The organism is uncultured Microbacterium sp. (genome assembly GCF_964244775.1).
In the GTDB taxonomy this organism is placed as follows: Bacteria; Actinomycetota; Actinomycetes; order Actinomycetales; family Microbacteriaceae; genus Microbacterium.
Genome location: NZ_CAXTJR010000001.1, coordinates 920,507 through 935,735 on the forward strand (window position 1 = coordinate 920,507; position 15,229 = coordinate 935,735).

The 15,229-nt window shown below is 69.1% G+C and carries 18 protein-coding genes; 6 read left to right on the forward strand and 12 right to left on the reverse strand.

Annotated features, from left to right (window positions below; translation table 11 throughout):
- Nucleotides 1-28: 28 nt before the first annotated feature.
- The 5 genes from ACFE6Z_RS04440 to glgA all read right to left on the reverse strand — a co-directional run bounded on the left by ACFE6Z_RS04440 (nucleotide 29) and on the right by glgA (nucleotide 3,494).
- Complete coding sequence (locus ACFE6Z_RS04440) at nucleotides 29-691, reverse strand: cation transporter (protein WP_375384455.1); 663 nt, start codon at nucleotides 689-691, stop codon at nucleotides 29-31.
- Nucleotides 688-1,050 (reverse strand): ArsR/SmtB family transcription factor, encoded by a 363-nt coding sequence (locus ACFE6Z_RS04445; RefSeq protein ID WP_375384456.1) that lies wholly within the window; start codon nucleotides 1,048-1,050, stop codon nucleotides 688-690. Before ACFE6Z_RS04445 ends, ACFE6Z_RS04440 begins: the two co-directional genes overlap by 4 nt.
- A gap of 87 nt (nucleotides 1,051-1,137) precedes the next feature.
- Nucleotides 1,138-1,398: a type B 50S ribosomal protein L31 gene (locus tag ACFE6Z_RS04450; protein ID WP_375384457.1), complete on the reverse strand. Its 261-nt coding sequence runs from the start codon at nucleotides 1,396-1,398 to the stop codon at nucleotides 1,138-1,140.
- Nucleotides 1,399-1,505: 107 nt separating this feature from the next.
- Nucleotides 1,506-2,291, reverse strand: coding sequence for an ABC transporter ATP-binding protein (locus tag ACFE6Z_RS04455; RefSeq protein WP_375384458.1), 786 nt, complete (start codon nucleotides 2,289-2,291; stop codon nucleotides 1,506-1,508).
- Nucleotides 2,292-2,300: 9 nt separating this feature from the next.
- Nucleotides 2,301-3,494 (reverse strand): glycogen synthase, encoded by a 1,194-nt coding sequence (gene glgA / locus ACFE6Z_RS04460; protein ID WP_375384459.1) that lies wholly within the window; start codon nucleotides 3,492-3,494, stop codon nucleotides 2,301-2,303.
- Between the two features lie 45 nt (nucleotides 3,495-3,539).
- Here glgA and glgC point away from each other — a divergent pair, with 45 nt between their 5' ends.
- Together glgC and serB are read left to right on the forward strand one after the other, a co-directional pair.
- Nucleotides 3,540-4,781 (forward strand): glucose-1-phosphate adenylyltransferase, encoded by a 1,242-nt coding sequence (glgC, locus tag ACFE6Z_RS04465; protein ID WP_375384460.1) that lies wholly within the window; start codon nucleotides 3,540-3,542, stop codon nucleotides 4,779-4,781.
- Between the two features lie 43 nt (nucleotides 4,782-4,824).
- Nucleotides 4,825-5,466 carry a phosphoserine phosphatase SerB gene (serB, locus tag ACFE6Z_RS04470; RefSeq protein WP_375384461.1) on the forward strand — a complete coding sequence of 214 codons (642 nt, stop codon included), beginning with the start codon at nucleotides 4,825-4,827 and terminating at the stop codon, nucleotides 5,464-5,466.
- A 27-nt stretch (nucleotides 5,467-5,493) separates the two neighbouring features.
- On the opposite strand, the gene ACFE6Z_RS04475 is transcribed toward serB, so the two are convergent.
- Nucleotides 5,494-6,204, reverse strand: a complete 711-nt coding sequence (locus ACFE6Z_RS04475; RefSeq protein WP_375384462.1) for a beta-ketoacyl-ACP reductase — start codon at nucleotides 6,202-6,204, stop codon at nucleotides 5,494-5,496.
- A 115-nt stretch (nucleotides 6,205-6,319) separates the two neighbouring features.
- On the opposite strand from ACFE6Z_RS04475, the gene ACFE6Z_RS04480 reads away from it, so the two are divergent.
- From ACFE6Z_RS04480 to ACFE6Z_RS04495, 4 genes are all read left to right on the forward strand, one after another.
- A complete protein-coding gene (locus ACFE6Z_RS04480) occupies nucleotides 6,320-6,838 on the forward strand; it encodes a DUF4190 domain-containing protein (RefSeq protein ID WP_375384463.1) in 519 nt (172 codons plus the stop codon).
- A 61-nt stretch (nucleotides 6,839-6,899) separates the two neighbouring features.
- Nucleotides 6,900-7,295 carry a DUF3099 domain-containing protein gene (locus ACFE6Z_RS04485; RefSeq protein WP_375384464.1) on the forward strand — a complete coding sequence of 132 codons (396 nt, stop codon included), beginning with the start codon at nucleotides 6,900-6,902 and terminating at the stop codon, nucleotides 7,293-7,295.
- A gap of 68 nt (nucleotides 7,296-7,363) precedes the next feature.
- Nucleotides 7,364-7,525: a hypothetical protein gene (locus ACFE6Z_RS04490; RefSeq protein WP_375384465.1), complete on the forward strand. Its 162-nt coding sequence runs from the start codon at nucleotides 7,364-7,366 to the stop codon at nucleotides 7,523-7,525.
- Nucleotides 7,522-8,391 carry an SURF1 family protein gene (locus tag ACFE6Z_RS04495; RefSeq protein ID WP_375384466.1) on the forward strand — a complete coding sequence of 290 codons (870 nt, stop codon included), beginning with the start codon at nucleotides 7,522-7,524 and terminating at the stop codon, nucleotides 8,389-8,391. Before ACFE6Z_RS04490 ends, ACFE6Z_RS04495 begins: the two co-directional genes overlap by 4 nt.
- A gap of 87 nt (nucleotides 8,392-8,478) precedes the next feature.
- Here the strand turns inward: ACFE6Z_RS04495 and ACFE6Z_RS04500 are convergent, their stop codons facing one another.
- The 6 genes from ACFE6Z_RS04500 to ACFE6Z_RS04525 form a co-directional block, all read right to left on the reverse strand.
- On the reverse strand, nucleotides 8,479-10,077 hold the full coding sequence (locus ACFE6Z_RS04500) for an ABC-F family ATP-binding cassette domain-containing protein (RefSeq protein ID WP_375384467.1): 1,599 nt from the start codon (nucleotides 10,075-10,077) through the stop codon (nucleotides 8,479-8,481).
- A 157-nt stretch (nucleotides 10,078-10,234) separates the two neighbouring features.
- The gene (locus tag ACFE6Z_RS04505) at nucleotides 10,235-11,278 is read right to left on the reverse strand and encodes an ABC transporter substrate-binding protein (RefSeq protein ID WP_375384468.1); all 1,044 of its coding nucleotides are present in this window, start codon (nucleotides 11,276-11,278) and stop codon (nucleotides 10,235-10,237) included.
- A 78-nt stretch (nucleotides 11,279-11,356) separates the two neighbouring features.
- Nucleotides 11,357-12,196 (reverse strand): ABC transporter ATP-binding protein, encoded by an 840-nt coding sequence (locus tag ACFE6Z_RS04510; RefSeq protein WP_375384469.1) that lies wholly within the window; start codon nucleotides 12,194-12,196, stop codon nucleotides 11,357-11,359.
- Nucleotides 12,193-13,245 (reverse strand): FecCD family ABC transporter permease, encoded by a 1,053-nt coding sequence (locus tag ACFE6Z_RS04515; RefSeq protein ID WP_375384470.1) that lies wholly within the window; start codon nucleotides 13,243-13,245, stop codon nucleotides 12,193-12,195. Before ACFE6Z_RS04515 ends, ACFE6Z_RS04510 begins: the two co-directional genes overlap by 4 nt.
- A complete protein-coding gene (locus ACFE6Z_RS04520) occupies nucleotides 13,242-14,255 on the reverse strand; it encodes a FecCD family ABC transporter permease (RefSeq protein ID WP_375384471.1) in 1,014 nt (337 codons plus the stop codon). Before ACFE6Z_RS04520 ends, ACFE6Z_RS04515 begins: the two co-directional genes overlap by 4 nt.
- Nucleotides 14,252-15,181 carry a siderophore-interacting protein gene (locus tag ACFE6Z_RS04525; RefSeq protein WP_375384472.1) on the reverse strand — a complete coding sequence of 310 codons (930 nt, stop codon included), beginning with the start codon at nucleotides 15,179-15,181 and terminating at the stop codon, nucleotides 14,252-14,254. Before ACFE6Z_RS04525 ends, ACFE6Z_RS04520 begins: the two co-directional genes overlap by 4 nt.
- Between the last annotated feature and the right edge of the window lie 48 nt (nucleotides 15,182-15,229).

Genomic DNA, 15,229 nt, shown 5'->3' on the forward strand with positions numbered 1-15,229 from the left:
CTACGTCCCCGTCCATCCCGCTCTTAGATCAGTGGGCGTGTTCGACGTCGTCGTCGAGAAGCATGCCGACGGAGGTGGCGCAGGCATCGCCGCGCCAGGCTTCGATCCCTTCTCGGATGGCGAAGCCTGCGGTGACGAGCCCCGCAATCGCATCGGCCCACCACCATCCCCAGACCGTGTTGAGGATGAGTCCTGCGAGGACGGCGGCGGAGAGATAGGTGCAGATCAGGGTCTGCGCGGAGTCCGCGACGGCGGTCGCCGATCCGAGCTCGCGTCCCGCACGGCGTTCCGCGAGCGAGAGGAACGGCATGACGATAACGCTGAGGGCGGTGATCATGATGCCGAGCGGGCTGTGCTCGGCCTCGACCCGGGCGAACAGCGCGCCGAGCGACGTGGTGATGACGTACGCGGCGAGGGCGAAGAAGGCGATGGCGATCACGCGCAGGGTCGGCTTCTCCCAGCGTTGCGGGTCGCGTCGGGTGAATTGCCACGCGACGGCGGCCGCGGAGACGACTTCGATGGTCGAATCCAATCCGAAGGCGATCAGGGCGGTGGAGGATGCGGTGGTGCCGGCGATGATCGCGACGACCGCCTCGACCAGGTTGTAGCCGATCGTGGCGGCGACGATCCCACGGATCCGGCGCTGCAGCACCAGCCTGCGATCGGCGCGGGCGTCAGCACTCGCGGTCATGCGCACCGGCAGTTCTCTCCGGCGCAGCAGTCGGGCTCGACGGACAGGACGACCTGGAGCAACTCGTTGAGCGCGGGCGTGAGGTGGGAGTCAGCGAGGCGATAAGAGCTGCGGCGCCCCTCGGCGACCGCTTCGACCAGACCGCATCCGCGGAGGCAGGCCAGCTGATTCGACATGACCTGCCGTGAGACGCCGAGCGCATCGGCGAGATCTGAGGGGTACGCCGGCGCGTCGCGCAACGCGAGCAGCACGCCTACTCGAGTCGAGTCGGAGAGCGCGTGGCCGAATCGAGCGAGAGCGGCGGTATGGGTCACGGTCGCGGTCGGCATATACATGACGATGACGATACATGCCGTCATGAATTAACGCGATAATGAATTGAGCGACGGCTGCAACACGAAGAAACGCCCCGCCGAAGCGGGGCGTTTCTGTCGAAGCAGGGTGAGCTAGTTGCTCGAGCCGCCGCCGAAGCCCTTGAAGCGCTGGTTGAACTTCTCCACGCGGCCGGCCGAGTCCATGATGCGCTGCTTGCCCGTGTAGAACGGGTGCGACGCGGACGAGATCTCGACGTCGATGACCGGGTACTCGACCCCGTCGAGCTCGATCGTCTTGCTGCTGGTGACCGTCGAACGGGTCAGGAAGGTCTCGCCCGAGCCGAGGTCGCGGAACACGACTGCCTGGTAGTCGGGGTGGATGTCAGTCTTCATGGTGATCCTCTAGGAGTGGTGCTCTGGATTGTGCCAGGGCGAAAGTCTGCGGTGCGAATGCACCAAGGGACGATTCTATCAGGCTTGCCGCACGATGCGGAATCGGCTCACGCGCGCGCGATGGCGGCGTACCTGCCCTCGTGTTCGGTGAGCTCGATCGGCAGCCCGAACGCGTGTGTCAGCGTCTCGGAGGTGAGTGCGTCGGCGATCCGGCCGGATGAGACCGCCGCGCCGTCGCGCAGCAGCATCACGTGGGTGAAACCGACGGGGATCTCTTCGACGTGATGGGTGACCATCACCATCGCGGGGGTGGACGGCGCCTGCGCGTACCCCGCCAGCAGCACCAGCAGTTCCTCGCGTGCGCCGAGGTCGAGACTCGCAGTCGGTTCATCGAGGAGGAGCAGCTCGGGGTCGGTCATGATCGCACGCGCGATCTGCACCCGCTTCTGCTCGCCGTCCGACAGGGTGCCGAACGTGCGGTCGGCCAGGTGATCGAGCTTCCATTCGGCGAGCACGCGCAGCGCGCGGCGTTCATCGATGTCCTCGTAATCCTCGTTCCATCGCCCGAGCACCGAGAAGGCTGCCGTGAGCACGACGTTCAGAACCGTCTCGTCCGCGGGAATCCGCTTGGCCATCGCGGACGATGCGAAGCCGATGCGCGGACGCAGCTCGAACACGTCGCTGCGACCGAGCACCTCGCCGAGGATCGTGACGCGGCCGGACGTGGGATGCATCAGCGTGTCGGCCAGCTGCAGCAGGGTGGTCTTGCCCGCCCCATTGGGTCCGAGAATCACCCAGCGCTGATCGTCTTGCACCGTCCAGTCGAGATGATCGACGATATTCCGGGTGCTTCGGCGGACGACGACGTCGGAGAATTCGAGCACCTGCGGCATATGCCCAGCCTATCGGCCGCGACCGGCCACCTCGGCGTACAGCGCGGCCGTGGCATCGGCGATCGCGCCCCAGCTGAAATCGGCAGCCGCCCTGGCGCGACCCGCCTCGCCGTACGCGCGGGCGAGCTCGGGGTCGGTGACGACCTCCGTCAGCACGCGCGCGAGATCGGCGACGAAGCGCTCGGGGTCGACGGGGGTCCCGGTACCGTCCTGCACCTGCTCGATCGGGACGAGACGCCCGGTCACACCGTCCACCACGACCTCGGGGATGCCGCCGGTCGCCGTTCCCACCACGGCGGCGCCGCACGCCATCGCCTCGAGGTTGACGATCCCGAGCGGCTCGTAGACGGACGGGCAGACGAAAGTCGTGGCCGACGACAGGATGGCGCACAGTTCGTGCCGCGGCAGCAGCTTGTCGATCCACACGACGCCATCGCGTGTGGTCTGCAGGTCGCGGACGAGCCCCTCGACCTCGGCGAGGATCTGCGGCGTATCGGGGGCGCCGGCGCAGAGGATGACCTGCACGTCGGCCGGAAGCTCGGCCACGGCGCGCAGCAGGTACGGCAGCCCCTTCTGCCGGGTGATGCGGCCGACGAACACGACCGAGGGTCGCGCCGGGTCGATCCCGTGCTCCGCGAGCACCGCCGCGTCGTCGACGGGATGCCACGCCTCCACGTCGATGCCGTTGTAGATCACCCGCACATCGGCCGGATCAAGCGCAGGGTAGCTGCGCAGGATGTCCTGCCGCATCCCCTCGCTCACCGCGACGATGGCGGCCGCACCCTCGTATGCCGTTTTCTCGATGTAACTCGACACCGCGTAGCCGCCGCCGAGCTGCTCCGCCTTCCACGGGCGCAGCGGCTCCAGACTGTGGGCGGTGACGATATGCGGGATGCCGTGCAGGAGCGACGACAGATGGCCCGCGAAGTTCGCGTACCAGGTGTGGCTGTGCACCACGTCGGCCCCCGCGACATCCGTCACGATCTCGAGGTCGGTGCCCAGCGTCTGCAGCGCCCCGTTCGCCCCGGACAGCTCCACAGGAGCCGCATAGGAGGTCGTCCCCGGCTCGTCGCGCGGTGCGCCGAAGGCCCGCACCTGCACGTCGAGACGCTCGCGCAGCGCCTTCACGAGTTCCGCGACATGCACGCCCGCGCCGCCGTAGATCTCGGGCGGATACTCCTTGGTGATGATGTCGACTCGCATGTCAATACGCTAGTCCCCGGCCCAGGCGCGGCCTAGTGTGGTGCCATGCCAGCAGCGCCCAAGGTGTTCGGAATCATCCTCGCCGGAGGTGAGGGGAAACGTCTCATGCCCCTCACCGCAGACCGTGCCAAGCCCGCCGTTCCGTTCGGAGGCCAGTACCGTCTGATCGATTTCGCGATCTCCAATCTCATCAACTCGGGGCTGAGACAGCTCGTCGTGCTGACGCAGTACAAGTCGCACAGCCTCGACAGGCACATCTCCCAGACGTGGCGCATGTCGCCGCTGCTGGACTCCTATGTCGCGTCGGTTCCGGCGCAGCAACGGCTCGGCAAGCGCTGGTTCTCGGGGTCGGCCGACGCCATCCTGCAGAGCCTCAACCTGATCAACGACGAGAAGCCCGACATCGTCATCGTCATCGGCGCAGACCACGTCTACCGGATGGACTTCCGGCAGATGCTCGACGCGCACATCCAATCCGGCGCGCGGGCGACGGTCGCCGGCATCCGCCAGCCCATCGGAATGGCCAACCAGTTCGGCGTCATCGACGTCGACCCGAAAGACCCGGCGAAGATCAACCAGTTCCTGGAGAAGCCGCAGAACCCGACCGGACTCGCCGACTCCCCTGACGAGGTCCTCGCCTCGATGGGCAACTACATCTTCGACACCGACGCCCTGATCGAGGCGGTCGAATCCGACGGCGAGCTGCCCACCTCCAACCACGACATGGGCGGCGACATCGTGCCCTACTTCGTCGGTCGCGGCGAGGCCGGCGTGTACGACATGAAGCGCAACGACGTGCCGGGCTCCACTGATCGCGACCGGTCGTACTGGCGCGACGTGGGCACGATCGAGTCGTTCTTCGACGCGCACATGGACCTCATCTCGACGCTGCCGATCTTCAATCTGTACAACATGGACTGGCCGATCCACTCGCAGACGGTGAACTCGCCTCCGGCGAAGTTCGTGCGCGACTCGGTCGGCCGCATCGGCAACTCGATCGACTCGATCGTCTCGCTCGGATCGGTGCTCTCCGGCACCCACCTCGAGCGCAGCGTGATCGGCCCGTGGGCGCTCGCCGCCGGGGGCTCGACGATCACCGACTCCGTCATCTTCGACCACGTCCGGGTCGGGCAGGGCGCCCGCATCCATCGAGCCATCCTCGATAAGAACGTGGTCCTCGGCGACGGGGCGACGGTGGGAGTCGACCGCGGGCACGATCTTGCCCGCGGCTTCACCGTCACCGAGACCGGCATCACGGTGGTGGGCAAAGGCACGCGCGTCGACTGACGCCGCGGCTCGACGCGTTCGAGCGCACCGCTAACGTGTGAGGGTGCCTGTCGCCCCCACACGTCTGCTCGTCGTCCTCGACGCGGATTCGACCCTCATCCGCAACGAAGTCATCGAACTCATCGCCGACGAAGCGGGACGCGGGCCCGAAGTCGCGGCGGCGACCGAGGCCGCCATGCGCGGTGAGGTCGACTTCGCCGAGAGCCTGAGGTCACGGGTGCGGGCGCTGGCGGGCGTACCGGTGACCTCGTTCGCGCGCGTGCTCGCGCGCATCGAGCCCACCCCCGGCGTGCGTGAGCTCATCCGTGCAGTCCATGAGCGCGGCGGGGTGGTGGGCGTCGTCTCCGGCGGCTTCCACGAGATCCTGGATACTGTCGCACCACAGCTCGGGGTCGACCGCTGGCGCGCGAATCGCCTCGCCGCAGCGGCCGGCACGCTGACCGGCGTCGTCGACGGCGACATCGTGGATGCCGGGGCCAAAGCCGCAGCGCTGGGTCAGTGGGCCGCCGAGCTCGGCGTGCCGATCGGTCGGACGATCGCGATCGGCGACGGCGCCAACGACCTGCCGATGCTGGCGGCGGCCGGTCTCGGACTCGCGTTCAACGCCAAGCCCGCGGTGCGCAGGCGCGCCGACCTGGTGATCGGCCCCGTCGACCTGCGCGAGGTGATCCCGCTCCTGCCCTGACCTCGGTGCGCAGGGCGCGCGCGGCGATCAGTGACCCATCCCGAGCCCGCCGTCCACCGGGATGACTGCTCCCGAGATGTACGACGCGTCGTCCGAGGCAAGCCACGTGACGACGCCGGCGACCTCGTCGGTCGTGGCGAATCGCCCCGCCGGGATGTTCTTCTTGTACTCGGCCTGGGTCGCCTCGGGCAGAACGGCGGTCAGATCGGTCTCGATGAAACCGGGAGCCACGACGTTGGCGGTGATCCCGCGCGAGCCCAGCTCGCGGGTCAGCGAACGGGCGAAGCCGACGAGCGCGCTCTTGGACGCCGAATAGTTGACCTGGCCCGCCCCGCCGTACAGGCCCACGACGCTCGAGATGAGGATCACCCGGCCCCAGCGGGCGCGGAGCATGCCCTTGGAGGCGCGCTTGACCACGCGGAAGGTTCCACCGAGGTTGGTGGCGATCACGCTGTCGAAGTCGTCCTCCGACATCCTCAGCAGGAGGGTGTCGCGGGTGATGCCCGCGTTCGCGACGACGATCTCGACCGGGCCCAGTTGCTGTTCCACCTCGGTGAACGCGGCATCCAGGGCCGCAGCATCCGTCACGTCCGCGCGCACGGTCAGCGTGCCCTCCGGGCCCTCCCCCGAGCGAGCGGTCACCGCGACCCGGTACCCCTCCGCGACGAAGCGCGCGGCGATGGCGCGGCCGATGCCGCGGTTTCCTCCGGTGACGAGGACGACGCGATCGCTGGGCATGTGGCACTCCTGGAGCTCGGCGGATGATCCGCACCAGCCTAGCGGCGTGCAGGTTTGACACCCGGGCGGCCTCGCTGGGACGCTGAAGACCTGCACCCTCGACGAAAGGCGCAACGTGAGCGACAACTCCCCCGGCCAGAACTCCGACATCCCGGCCGCGCCGACGCCACCCGCCTACGGCGCGCCCGCACAGCCGAGCGCCTACCCGCCGCCCGCCGCGTACCCGCCGCCCGCCCCGTACGGCGCTCCTGCTCAGCCCGCCCCCTACGGCGCTCCCGCTCAGCCCGCCTACGGCCAGCCCGCCTACCCGCAGCAGTATGCGCAAGCCCCGTACGGCGCGGCTGCCGCGTACCCCGCAGCGCCGAAGACCAACGTGCTCGCGGTGATCTCGATGATCGCGTCGATCATCGGGTTCATCTGGATCCTGCCCTTCGTCGGCTCGCTGGCCGGAGTGATCATGGGCCACATCTCGCTCCGCCAGCTCTCCACTAATGGCGAGAACGGTCGCGGGATGGCGCTGGCCGGGGTGATCGTCGGCTACGTCGGGTTGGGGCTGTTCATCATCGGGGTGATCGTGTTCTTCGCGTTCATCGCCTTCGCGGCCTCACAGGGCACGCGTTACAGCACCATCTGAGTCCGATCATCCGGCCGCAGCGGGCTCGATAGGCCTGCACGCGGCGTAGTCTGTGATCATCGTGAAGAGTCAGGCGAATGCGCAGTCGGCGACGTCCCTTCCGCGGGCGCCGCGCGACGAAGCGAGCCGTCGCTACACTCGCTACCTCGTGATGATGGGCATCCGCATCGTGTGCTTCGTGCTCATGGTGCTGGTCACCCCGTACGGCTGGTACACGTGGATCTTCGGCGCCGCGGCGATCTTCCTTCCCTACGTCGCCGTCGTGTTCGCCAACGTGGGCGATGACGTGCACGAGGTCGAAGCCGAGCGGCCGGAGCGAGGGCTGCCGCAGATGCCCAGCGCTCCCCCGGCCCGCGAGGCCGAGGCATCCGCCCCTCCCGTGATCCTGATCCACGAGAGCCGCCCCATCGACTCGGCTGGCAAGCCCGACGCCCCGCCCGCCGGACCGAGCGTATGAGCCCACAGGACGCCGCTCCGCTTTCTTCGATAGCGGAGTGTTCGAGAGCGGGATGCCGCGAGCCCGCCGTGCGGCGGATCACGTGGCGCAATCCCCGTATCCACACCGGTGACCGCAGCAAGACCTGGGTGGCGTGCGATGAGCATGTCGAGTACCTGCGGGCGTTCCTGGCCGCGCGGGACTTCCCGGTCGAAGTGAGCGACCTCGCCCTCGTCGGAGGCGGCCCGTGAGCCGAGCGACCGCGCCTGCCGCGGTGCGCTGGACGATCTACGTCGCCGTGGCGATCGTCTTCGCGATCGCGTGCGCGTTCCTGTCGAACTGGCAGTTCTCGCGCAACGCCGAGCGCTCCGAGCAGCTCACGCTGATCGCGGCCAACTACGACCGTGAGCCGGTCTCGCTCGACACGGCGATCCCGTCCGGCGCGACGCTCAACCCTCTGGACGAGTGGCTTCCCGTCGTCCTGACCGGCCGGTATCTGAGCGACGAGCAGCTGCTCGCCCGCAACCGCCCGCACAGCGGCACGGCTGCGTTCGAGGTGCTGGTGCCCTTCCAGGCGGATGACGGGCGCGTGCTGCTCGTCGACCGCGGGTGGGTGCCTCCCGGCAACCATCAACCCGATCCGGATGTGATTCCCGCGGCCCCCGCCGGGGATGTGACCGTGATCGTGCGGCTGCGACCCGGCGAGGCGCTCCCCGCCTCCGGGCGATCCGCGCCCGACGGCCAGGTGCCGACGATCAACCTCGCGTTCGTGGCGGAGCTGCTCGATCCCACCTCGGCGGCAGCGCTGGAGCAGTCCGCGTATGGGCTGATGGTCTCGGAGAGCCCTGCGCCTCCGACGCGACCGCAGGCAGTCGATGCACCGTCGGCCGATCCGGGACCCTACTTGTCGTACGCGATCCAGTGGATCCTGTTCGCCATCATGGGCTTCGTCTTCATCTGGTACGTCATCCGCAGCGAACGTCGCGCGCGACGCGAGGATGCAGAAGACCGCGCCGCCGTCGCAGCAGGCGTCGAGCCGCCGACCCGGGCACCGGTCAAGCGCCGGCGCGACCGCGACGCGGAAGACGAGGACGCGCTGCTGGACAGCACACGCTGATCAATAGCGGTGGCTACTCAGCAACCGAAGATCACGCGAGCGTGATGCTTCGATACGGCGCTGGCGCGCCTACTCAGCAACCGATGATCACGCGAGCGTGATCAGTTCTTGATAGTCGCGGTTCCAGATGTCTTCCACCCCGTCGGGGAGGATGAGGACGCGCTCGGGGTTGAGTGCCATGACCGCCCCCTCATCGTGCGAGACGAGCACGACGGCGCCTTCGTAGTGCGAGAGAGCGTCGAGGATCTCTTCGCGCGACGCGGGGTCGAGGTTGTTGGTGGGCTCGTCCAGCAGCAGCATGTTCGCCGACGACACGACCAGGGTCGCGAGCGACAGGCGCGTCTTCTCGCCGCCGGAGAGCACGCCGGCCGGCTTGAGCACGTCGTCACCGGTGAACAAGAACGATCCGAGCACTTTGCGCGCTTCGGTGGCGTTGATGTCCGGCGCGGCCGACATCATGTTCTCCAGCACCGACCGGTTGACGTCGAGGTTCTCGTGCTCCTGCGCGTAGTAGCCGATCTTGAGCCCGTGACCGGGTTCGAGCTCGCCGGTGTCGGGCTGATCGACGCCGGCGAGGATCCGCAGCAATGTCGTCTTGCCCGCGCCGTTGAAGCCGAGCACGACGACTTTCGACCCGCGGTCGATCGCGAGGTCGACGTCGGTGAAGATCTCGAGCGATCCATACGACTTCGACAGCCCAGTCGCCATGAGCGGCGTCTTGCCGCACGCGGCGGGTTTGGGGAAGCGGAGCTTGGCGACACGGTCTTCCTGACGCACGTCATCGAGGCCCGACAGCATCTTCTCCGCGCGCGCGACCATCTGGTGGGCCGCAGCGGCCTTCGAGGCCTTGGCCCCGAAGCGGGCTGCCTGCAGCTGCAGCGCGGTCGCCTTCTTCTCGACGTTGACGCGTTCCTTCTTGCGACGCTCCTCGTCGGCGACGCGCTGGCGGAGGTAGTTCTTCCAGTTCATGTTGTAGACGTCGATGACCTGGCGGTTCGCATCCAGGTAGAAGACCCGGTTGACCGTCTCGCCGACGAGCTCGACATCGTGGCTGATCACGATGAGCCCGCCGCGGTAGTTCTTGAGGAACTCGCGCAGCCAGACGACGCTGTCGGCGTCGAGGTGGTTGGTCGGCTCGTCGAGGATCATCGAGTCGGCATCCGAGAACAGGATGCGGGCCAGCTCGATGCGTCGGCGCTGACCACCCGAGAGGGTGCTGAGCGGCTGGTCGAGCAGGCGGTCCGGAAGCGACAGGTTGTGCGAGATCGTCGCGGCCTCGGCCTCGGCGGTGTAGCCGCCCAACGCTTCGAACCGCTCGGTGAGCTGGCCGTACCGCTTCATCGCCTTCGCGGCGACCGCCTGGTCGTCATCGCCCATGGCGAGGGCGGCCTCGTGCATCTCGATCGCCAGGGTGCCGAGCCCGCGGGCGTCGAGGATGCGGGTGCGGGCGAGCATCGCCGGATCGCCCGAGCGCGGATCCTGCGGCAGGTACCCGAGCGCGCCCGATCGATCGACGCGGCCGTCCGCCGGAAGCAGGTCGCCCGCGAGGACCTTCGTGAGCGTGGTCTTGCCTGCGCCGTTGCGGCCCACGAGCCCGACCTTGTCGCCGGGCGATACGCGGAACGAGACGTCCGACATGAGGACGCGGGCTCCCACGCGGATCTCGAGGTCGTGCACGGCGAGCACAGCAGACGTCCGTTTCTTGGAGTCGGGGACAAGGGGCGGCGAAATGCCAGCCCCCCAGTATAAGTCGGGACGCGCCCCGACCCTTCCCTGCGCCTGCAGAGCACGAATGGCGGATGCCCCGGCCAGGCCGGCCGAGGCATCCATCGTGTTCGGGCTCTCAGCCCTTGGCGGTCGCGACCGCCGCGGCGAGCTTGTCGGTCATCGTCGGCAGCAGCCACGGGAGGGTGAGCGCCGTCGGCGACACCGCGCTGGCGTTCTCTGCACCGACCATCGCGGCGACAGCGCCCTTCTTCACGGCGGGAATCAGCTGCCCCCGGTCTGAACTCAGGAACTCGTCGAGTGCGCTCTGCTCCTCGGCCTGCGTGAAGATCACCTGCGCGTCGATCTTGTCGAGATTCTCGTAGCTCACTGTCGTGTAGAAGGTCGACTCGGCGTTGTCGAGTGCCGTGACGCTCGCGGGGCTCACGAATCCCAGGTCCTGGAGGATCTCGACGCGGGCATCCGCCGGCAGGTAAAGGTAGAACGTGTCGACGTCGTCATCGATGTACGCGATCGATGTCCCCGCGAACTCGGGGTGAGCGTCAGCCGCATCGCTGACGAGTGCGTCGAGACCGGTGAGGAGCTCGGCGGCCTCATCCTTCAGCCCCAGCGCCTCGCCCGTGATCGTGATGACATCGCGCCACGGCGTGGCCCATGCCGCCTCGGGATAGGCGATCACCGGCACGCCGGCCGCCGTCACGGCGTCGAACTCCTTCTGCGTCAGCCCGGAATACGGCGCGAGCAGCACGTCGGGGTCGGTGGCGAGCAGTTCTTCGACCGAGATCTCTTCGGCCGACGAGTCGAGGATCGTGGGCGCGTCGCCGCCGATCTGCTCGACGGCATCCGAGATCCACGGCGGCATCCTGTCGTCGCCGCCGGAGTAGTCGTCCGCGGGGATCGCGACCGGCACGATCCCGAGGGCGAGGACCGCGTCCGTGGCGCCCCACCCCCACGTCGCGATGCGGGTGGGTGCCGCCTCGATCGTGGTCGATCCGAGCGCGGAGTCGATCGTGACGGGGAATCCGGTCTGTGCGACGGCCGCCGAGCTCGATGTCGGCGCGGTGGAGGCGGTGCCGGCGCAGCCGGCGAGTGCGAGCGCGGCCGCGGCGGTCGCGGCGGCCGCGGCCATGGCGAAGGTCAGCCTGGTTCGTGATCGGATCATGAGTCGTGCCTTTCGGTGGTGGGCTGTGTTCTCGGTGGAGGTTCGGGTTGAGGATGCTCAGCACTCGGGGTTCAGCGCTCAGCGCTCGTCGGCGGCGGCGTGCGCGCCTCCGGGCACCGGGATGACGAGCGGTGTCCAGGTGAGCGGATCGGGGATCACGAGCGCGTCGAGCGCGAACGCCGTCGACACGACCTCGCGGGTCAGGACGGCGGACGGCTCGCCGTGCGCGACGATCCGCCCCTCCGACATCACGATGAGGTCGTCGGCGTAGCGGGCGGCGAGGTTCAACTCGTGCAGCACGACGACGATCGTCGTTCCCTGCGTGCGATTGAGTTCGCGCAGGAGGTCGAGCACCTCGAGCTGATGGCTCAGGTCGAGGAAGGTCGTCGGCTCGTCCAGCAGCAGGATCTGCGGGTTCTGCGCGAGCGCCATTGCGATCCACACCCGCTGGCGCTGTCCGCCCGACAGGTCGCCGACCGGCCGGTCAGCGAGTGCGGCGACCCCCGTGCGAGCCATGGCGTCGTCGACGCGGGCCGAATCCGCCGCGCTCCACCGCTGGAAGACGCCGCGGTGCGGGTGTCGGCCGCGGGAGACCAGTTCGGCGACGCTGAGGCCGGCGGGAGCGATCGGATGCTGCGGCAGCAGCCCGACCGTGCGTGCGAAGCGGAGCCGCGGGATGGTGGCGACGTCGACGCCGTCCAGCTCCAGGCTGCCCGCGAGCGGGGGCCGCAGGCGCGCGAGCACGCCGAGCAGCGTGGATTTACCGCAGGCGTTGGCGCCGATGATCATGGTGATCCGGCTGGGGGCGATCTCCAGATCCAGACCCTCGATCACCCGTCGGCCGGGATAGCCGGCGTCGAGGCCGCGCGCAACGAGGCGCGGAGCATCCGTGGCATCTTCAGCGTGCGCGGCAGTCACAGGTGGCGTCCTTTCGAGGTGGCGAGCAGCCAGAGCAGGAAGACGGCGCCGAGCGCCCCGGTCACGACGCCGACCGGCACCTGCAGACCGGGGATGCCGAACTGGGCGATCAGGTCTGCGGACGCGAGCAGGGCGCTTCCCACCAGGGCGCTGGTGCCGACGCCGATGGCGCCGTGCCCGAGAAGCGGCCGGGCGATCGCCGGCGCGCAGAGCGCGATGAACGAGATCGGCCCGAGGAACGCGCACGTGACCGATGTCAGGAGCACGGCCACGATCACGGTGGTCACCCGGACGACTCCCGGCCGTACGCCCAGCGCGCTGGCCGTGGACGGACCGAGCTGGACGATCGGGAGCCACCGCGCAGAGACGGCGATCGCCGGGATGCTCGCGAGGAAGACCGCCGCGACCGTCACGACCTGCCACCAGGGCGTGGACGACAGGCTTCCCGTCAACCAGAGCAGCGCGGTCTGGGCCTGCTCGACCTTGGCGCGCACCAGGAGGAAGTCGATGGCGGCGGCGCAGAGGAATGACACGCCGATGCCGGCGAGGATCAGCCGGTATCCCCCATCGAGCTGCGCACGCCCGGCCAGCAGAAGCAGGCCCGCGACGGCGATGCCGCCCGCGAAGGCTCCGATCGCGAGCAGCGGTCCGGTCGTGCCGATGACCAGCAGCGCGAACACGGCGACGAGGCCGCTGCCGCCCGAGATGCCGAGGAGGTCGGGGCTGGCGAGGGGATTGCCGAGCAGCGACTGCAGCAGGGCGCCGGCGAGTCCGAGTGCGCCGCCGGCGACCAGCGCCATGGCGACCCGCGGTGCGCGCACCTGGAAGAGCACGTACGACTCGATCCGCGCCCCGCCGCCCCAGAGCGTCCGCCAGAGTGCGTCGGGCGAGAGCATGTAGTCGCCGATCGAGAGGGCGACGGCGGTGACCACCACCACGACCACCAGCACGAGCGAGACGACGAGGATCGTGCGCCGCCGGACGGCGCGGCGGACAGCATCCACGACGCCCGCGGTCTCGGTGACGTGTTCCAGGGTGGCAGCGCTCACAGGGTCACCTGCCTGCGACGCAGGACGAGTGCGATCAGCACGGGGGCGCCGATGAAGGCGACGACGATGCCCGCCTGCACCTCACCCGGCAGGGCGATCACGCGGCCCACCACGTCGGCCAGCAGCAGCACGCTCGCACCCGCCGGGACGCCGATCACGAGCAGGCGCCCGTACTCGTCGCCGACGACGGCACGCAGCGCATGCGGCACGAGCAGCCCGAGGAAGACGATCGGACCGGCGATCGCCGTGGCACCGCCGCAGAGCAGCACGGTGGCGAGGATGCCGACACCCCGCGTGCGGTTGACGTTGTGCCCGAGGCCTGATGCGGTGTCCTCGCCGAGCGCGATGAGATCGAGGCCTCGCGCCGAGGTGAGCGAGAGCACGACCCCGATGAGGATCGGGATCATGACGAGCGCCACCGCGTCGAGCCCTCGTGCGGTCAGACCCCCGACCGACCAGTAGCGGTAGACGTCCAGCGCGACGGTATTGGTCGTCAGGATCAGCATCGTCACCGCCCCCAGGCCCGCCGTCACGGCGGCGCCGGTGAGGGCGAGCCTGGCCGGATTGCCGCCGTCAGGCCCGCGTCCGCCGATCGCCGCGACGACGACGGCCGCGACCGCGGCGCCACCGAAGGCGAACCACACAAAACCCGACGGGGTCGTGATGTCCAGAAGCGTGATCGCCGCCAGTACGGCGATGGAGGCTCCGGCGTTGACGCCGAGCAGGCCGGGATCGGCGAGCGGATTGCGCGTGAGTCCCTGCATCACCGTGCCGGCGACGGCGAGCGCTGCCCCCGCCACGATCGCGATCACCGTGCGCGGGATGCGCTGGGTGAGCACCACGGTGTGATCGGGGTTGGAGCGGTCGGGGGAGAGCAGCGCGTCCAGGACGGTCGTGGGCGCGATCGGACGCGCACCGACCCCGAGGCTCAGCACGACCGCGACGACGAAGAGCACGATCGTCCCCGCCAGCACGAGCCCTGCCCGGCGGGTTCTGACGGTGGCGGTCATTCGGTGCGTTCGGACTGACCGAGCCGCCAGTACCCCATGAAGGCGACACGCCTGCGGTCGACGCCCCGGTCGGTGACCAGCATCCGGCGCAGCTGCTTGACCGTCGCCGCCTCACCGGCGATCCAGGCGTAGAACTCGCCCTCGGCGTCTTGCGGGCTGTCCCAGAGCAGCTCGCGATCGACGTCGATGTCGTCGAGCTCCTGCCGCCGCGGCGCCGCGGCGCGGGCGAGGACGTCGGTGGATCGCTCCGTCCACGCGCCGACCGCCTCGATGAGCGACGACCCGTGGGCGCGCTCGTTGCGAGCGATCCAGTGCACCCGGAAACCGCCGTGGCACGCGAGGGGCACGAAGTCCTCTGCGCAGGCCACCTCGATGAAGGCATCCACATCGTGCGAGTCATCGAGCGCCTCGAGGATCGAGCCGATGGCGGGCGCCGCCGTCTCGTCGCCGGCGAGCAGCACGCGCGTGGCGTTGCCCGGATGCCAATCCAGTCCGGTCGCGGAATGCGGGCTCCGCTGATCAGGGCCGACGATGATCAGCTCCTGACCGGGCGCGGCGAATTCGGCCCATTCGCCCGCGGGTCCGGCCCCATGGTGCACGACGAAGTCGATGTCGAGCTCGCGCGCATCCGGATCGATCCGCCGCACCGTGTACGTGCGGAACGCGTTGCGATCGGGCTCCGGCAGCGCACGCCAGCGGTCGTACCAGTCCCCCGCCGCGTCGTGCTGACCGAAGTCGGCGTACTCGCCGTTCGGGTGAGGCAGCACGACCTTGATCCGCTGGTCCAGTCCCGCAGTGCCGAAATGCGTGAACTCGTCGTCCTGGAACGTCACGCGGATGAAGTGGGGCGTGAGTCGGTGGACTCGAGAGACCGAGGCGCGATAGGGGCGATATGCGGGCCGGGCGTCGATCTCGGTGGAGGACATGCGTATTAGGTTAGCCTCACCTACACCAGAACTTCAATTCGGTGATGC

Coding starts and splice junctions, on each gene's coding strand:
- ACFE6Z_RS04455 (WP_375384458.1), bottom strand. CDS start 2,291: ATGCCGCAGGTGCTCGAATTCTCCGACGTCGTCGTCCGCCGAAGCACC.
- ACFE6Z_RS04450 (WP_375384457.1), bottom strand. CDS start 1,398: ATGAAGACTGACATCCACCCCGACTACCAGGCAGTCGTGTTCCGCGAC.
- ACFE6Z_RS04445 (WP_375384456.1), bottom strand. CDS start 1,050: ATGACGGCATGTATCGTCATCGTCATGTATATGCCGACCGCGACCGTG.
- ACFE6Z_RS04440 (WP_375384455.1), bottom strand. CDS start 691: ATGACCGCGAGTGCTGACGCCCGCGCCGATCGCAGGCTGGTGCTGCAG.
- ACFE6Z_RS04520 (WP_375384471.1), bottom strand. CDS start 14,255: ATGACCGCCACCGTCAGAACCCGCCGGGCAGGGCTCGTGCTGGCGGGG.
- glgA (WP_375384459.1), bottom strand. CDS start 3,494: ATGCGAGTCGACATCATCACCAAGGAGTATCCGCCCGAGATCTACGGC.
- ACFE6Z_RS04475 (WP_375384462.1), bottom strand. CDS start 6,204: ATGCCCAGCGATCGCGTCGTCCTCGTCACCGGAGGAAACCGCGGCATC.
- ACFE6Z_RS04525 (WP_375384472.1), bottom strand. CDS start 15,181: ATGTCCTCCACCGAGATCGACGCCCGGCCCGCATATCGCCCCTATCGC.
- ACFE6Z_RS04505 (WP_375384468.1), bottom strand. CDS start 11,278: ATGATCCGATCACGAACCAGGCTGACCTTCGCCATGGCCGCGGCCGCC.
- glgC (WP_375384460.1), top strand. CDS start 3,540: ATGCCAGCAGCGCCCAAGGTGTTCGGAATCATCCTCGCCGGAGGTGAG.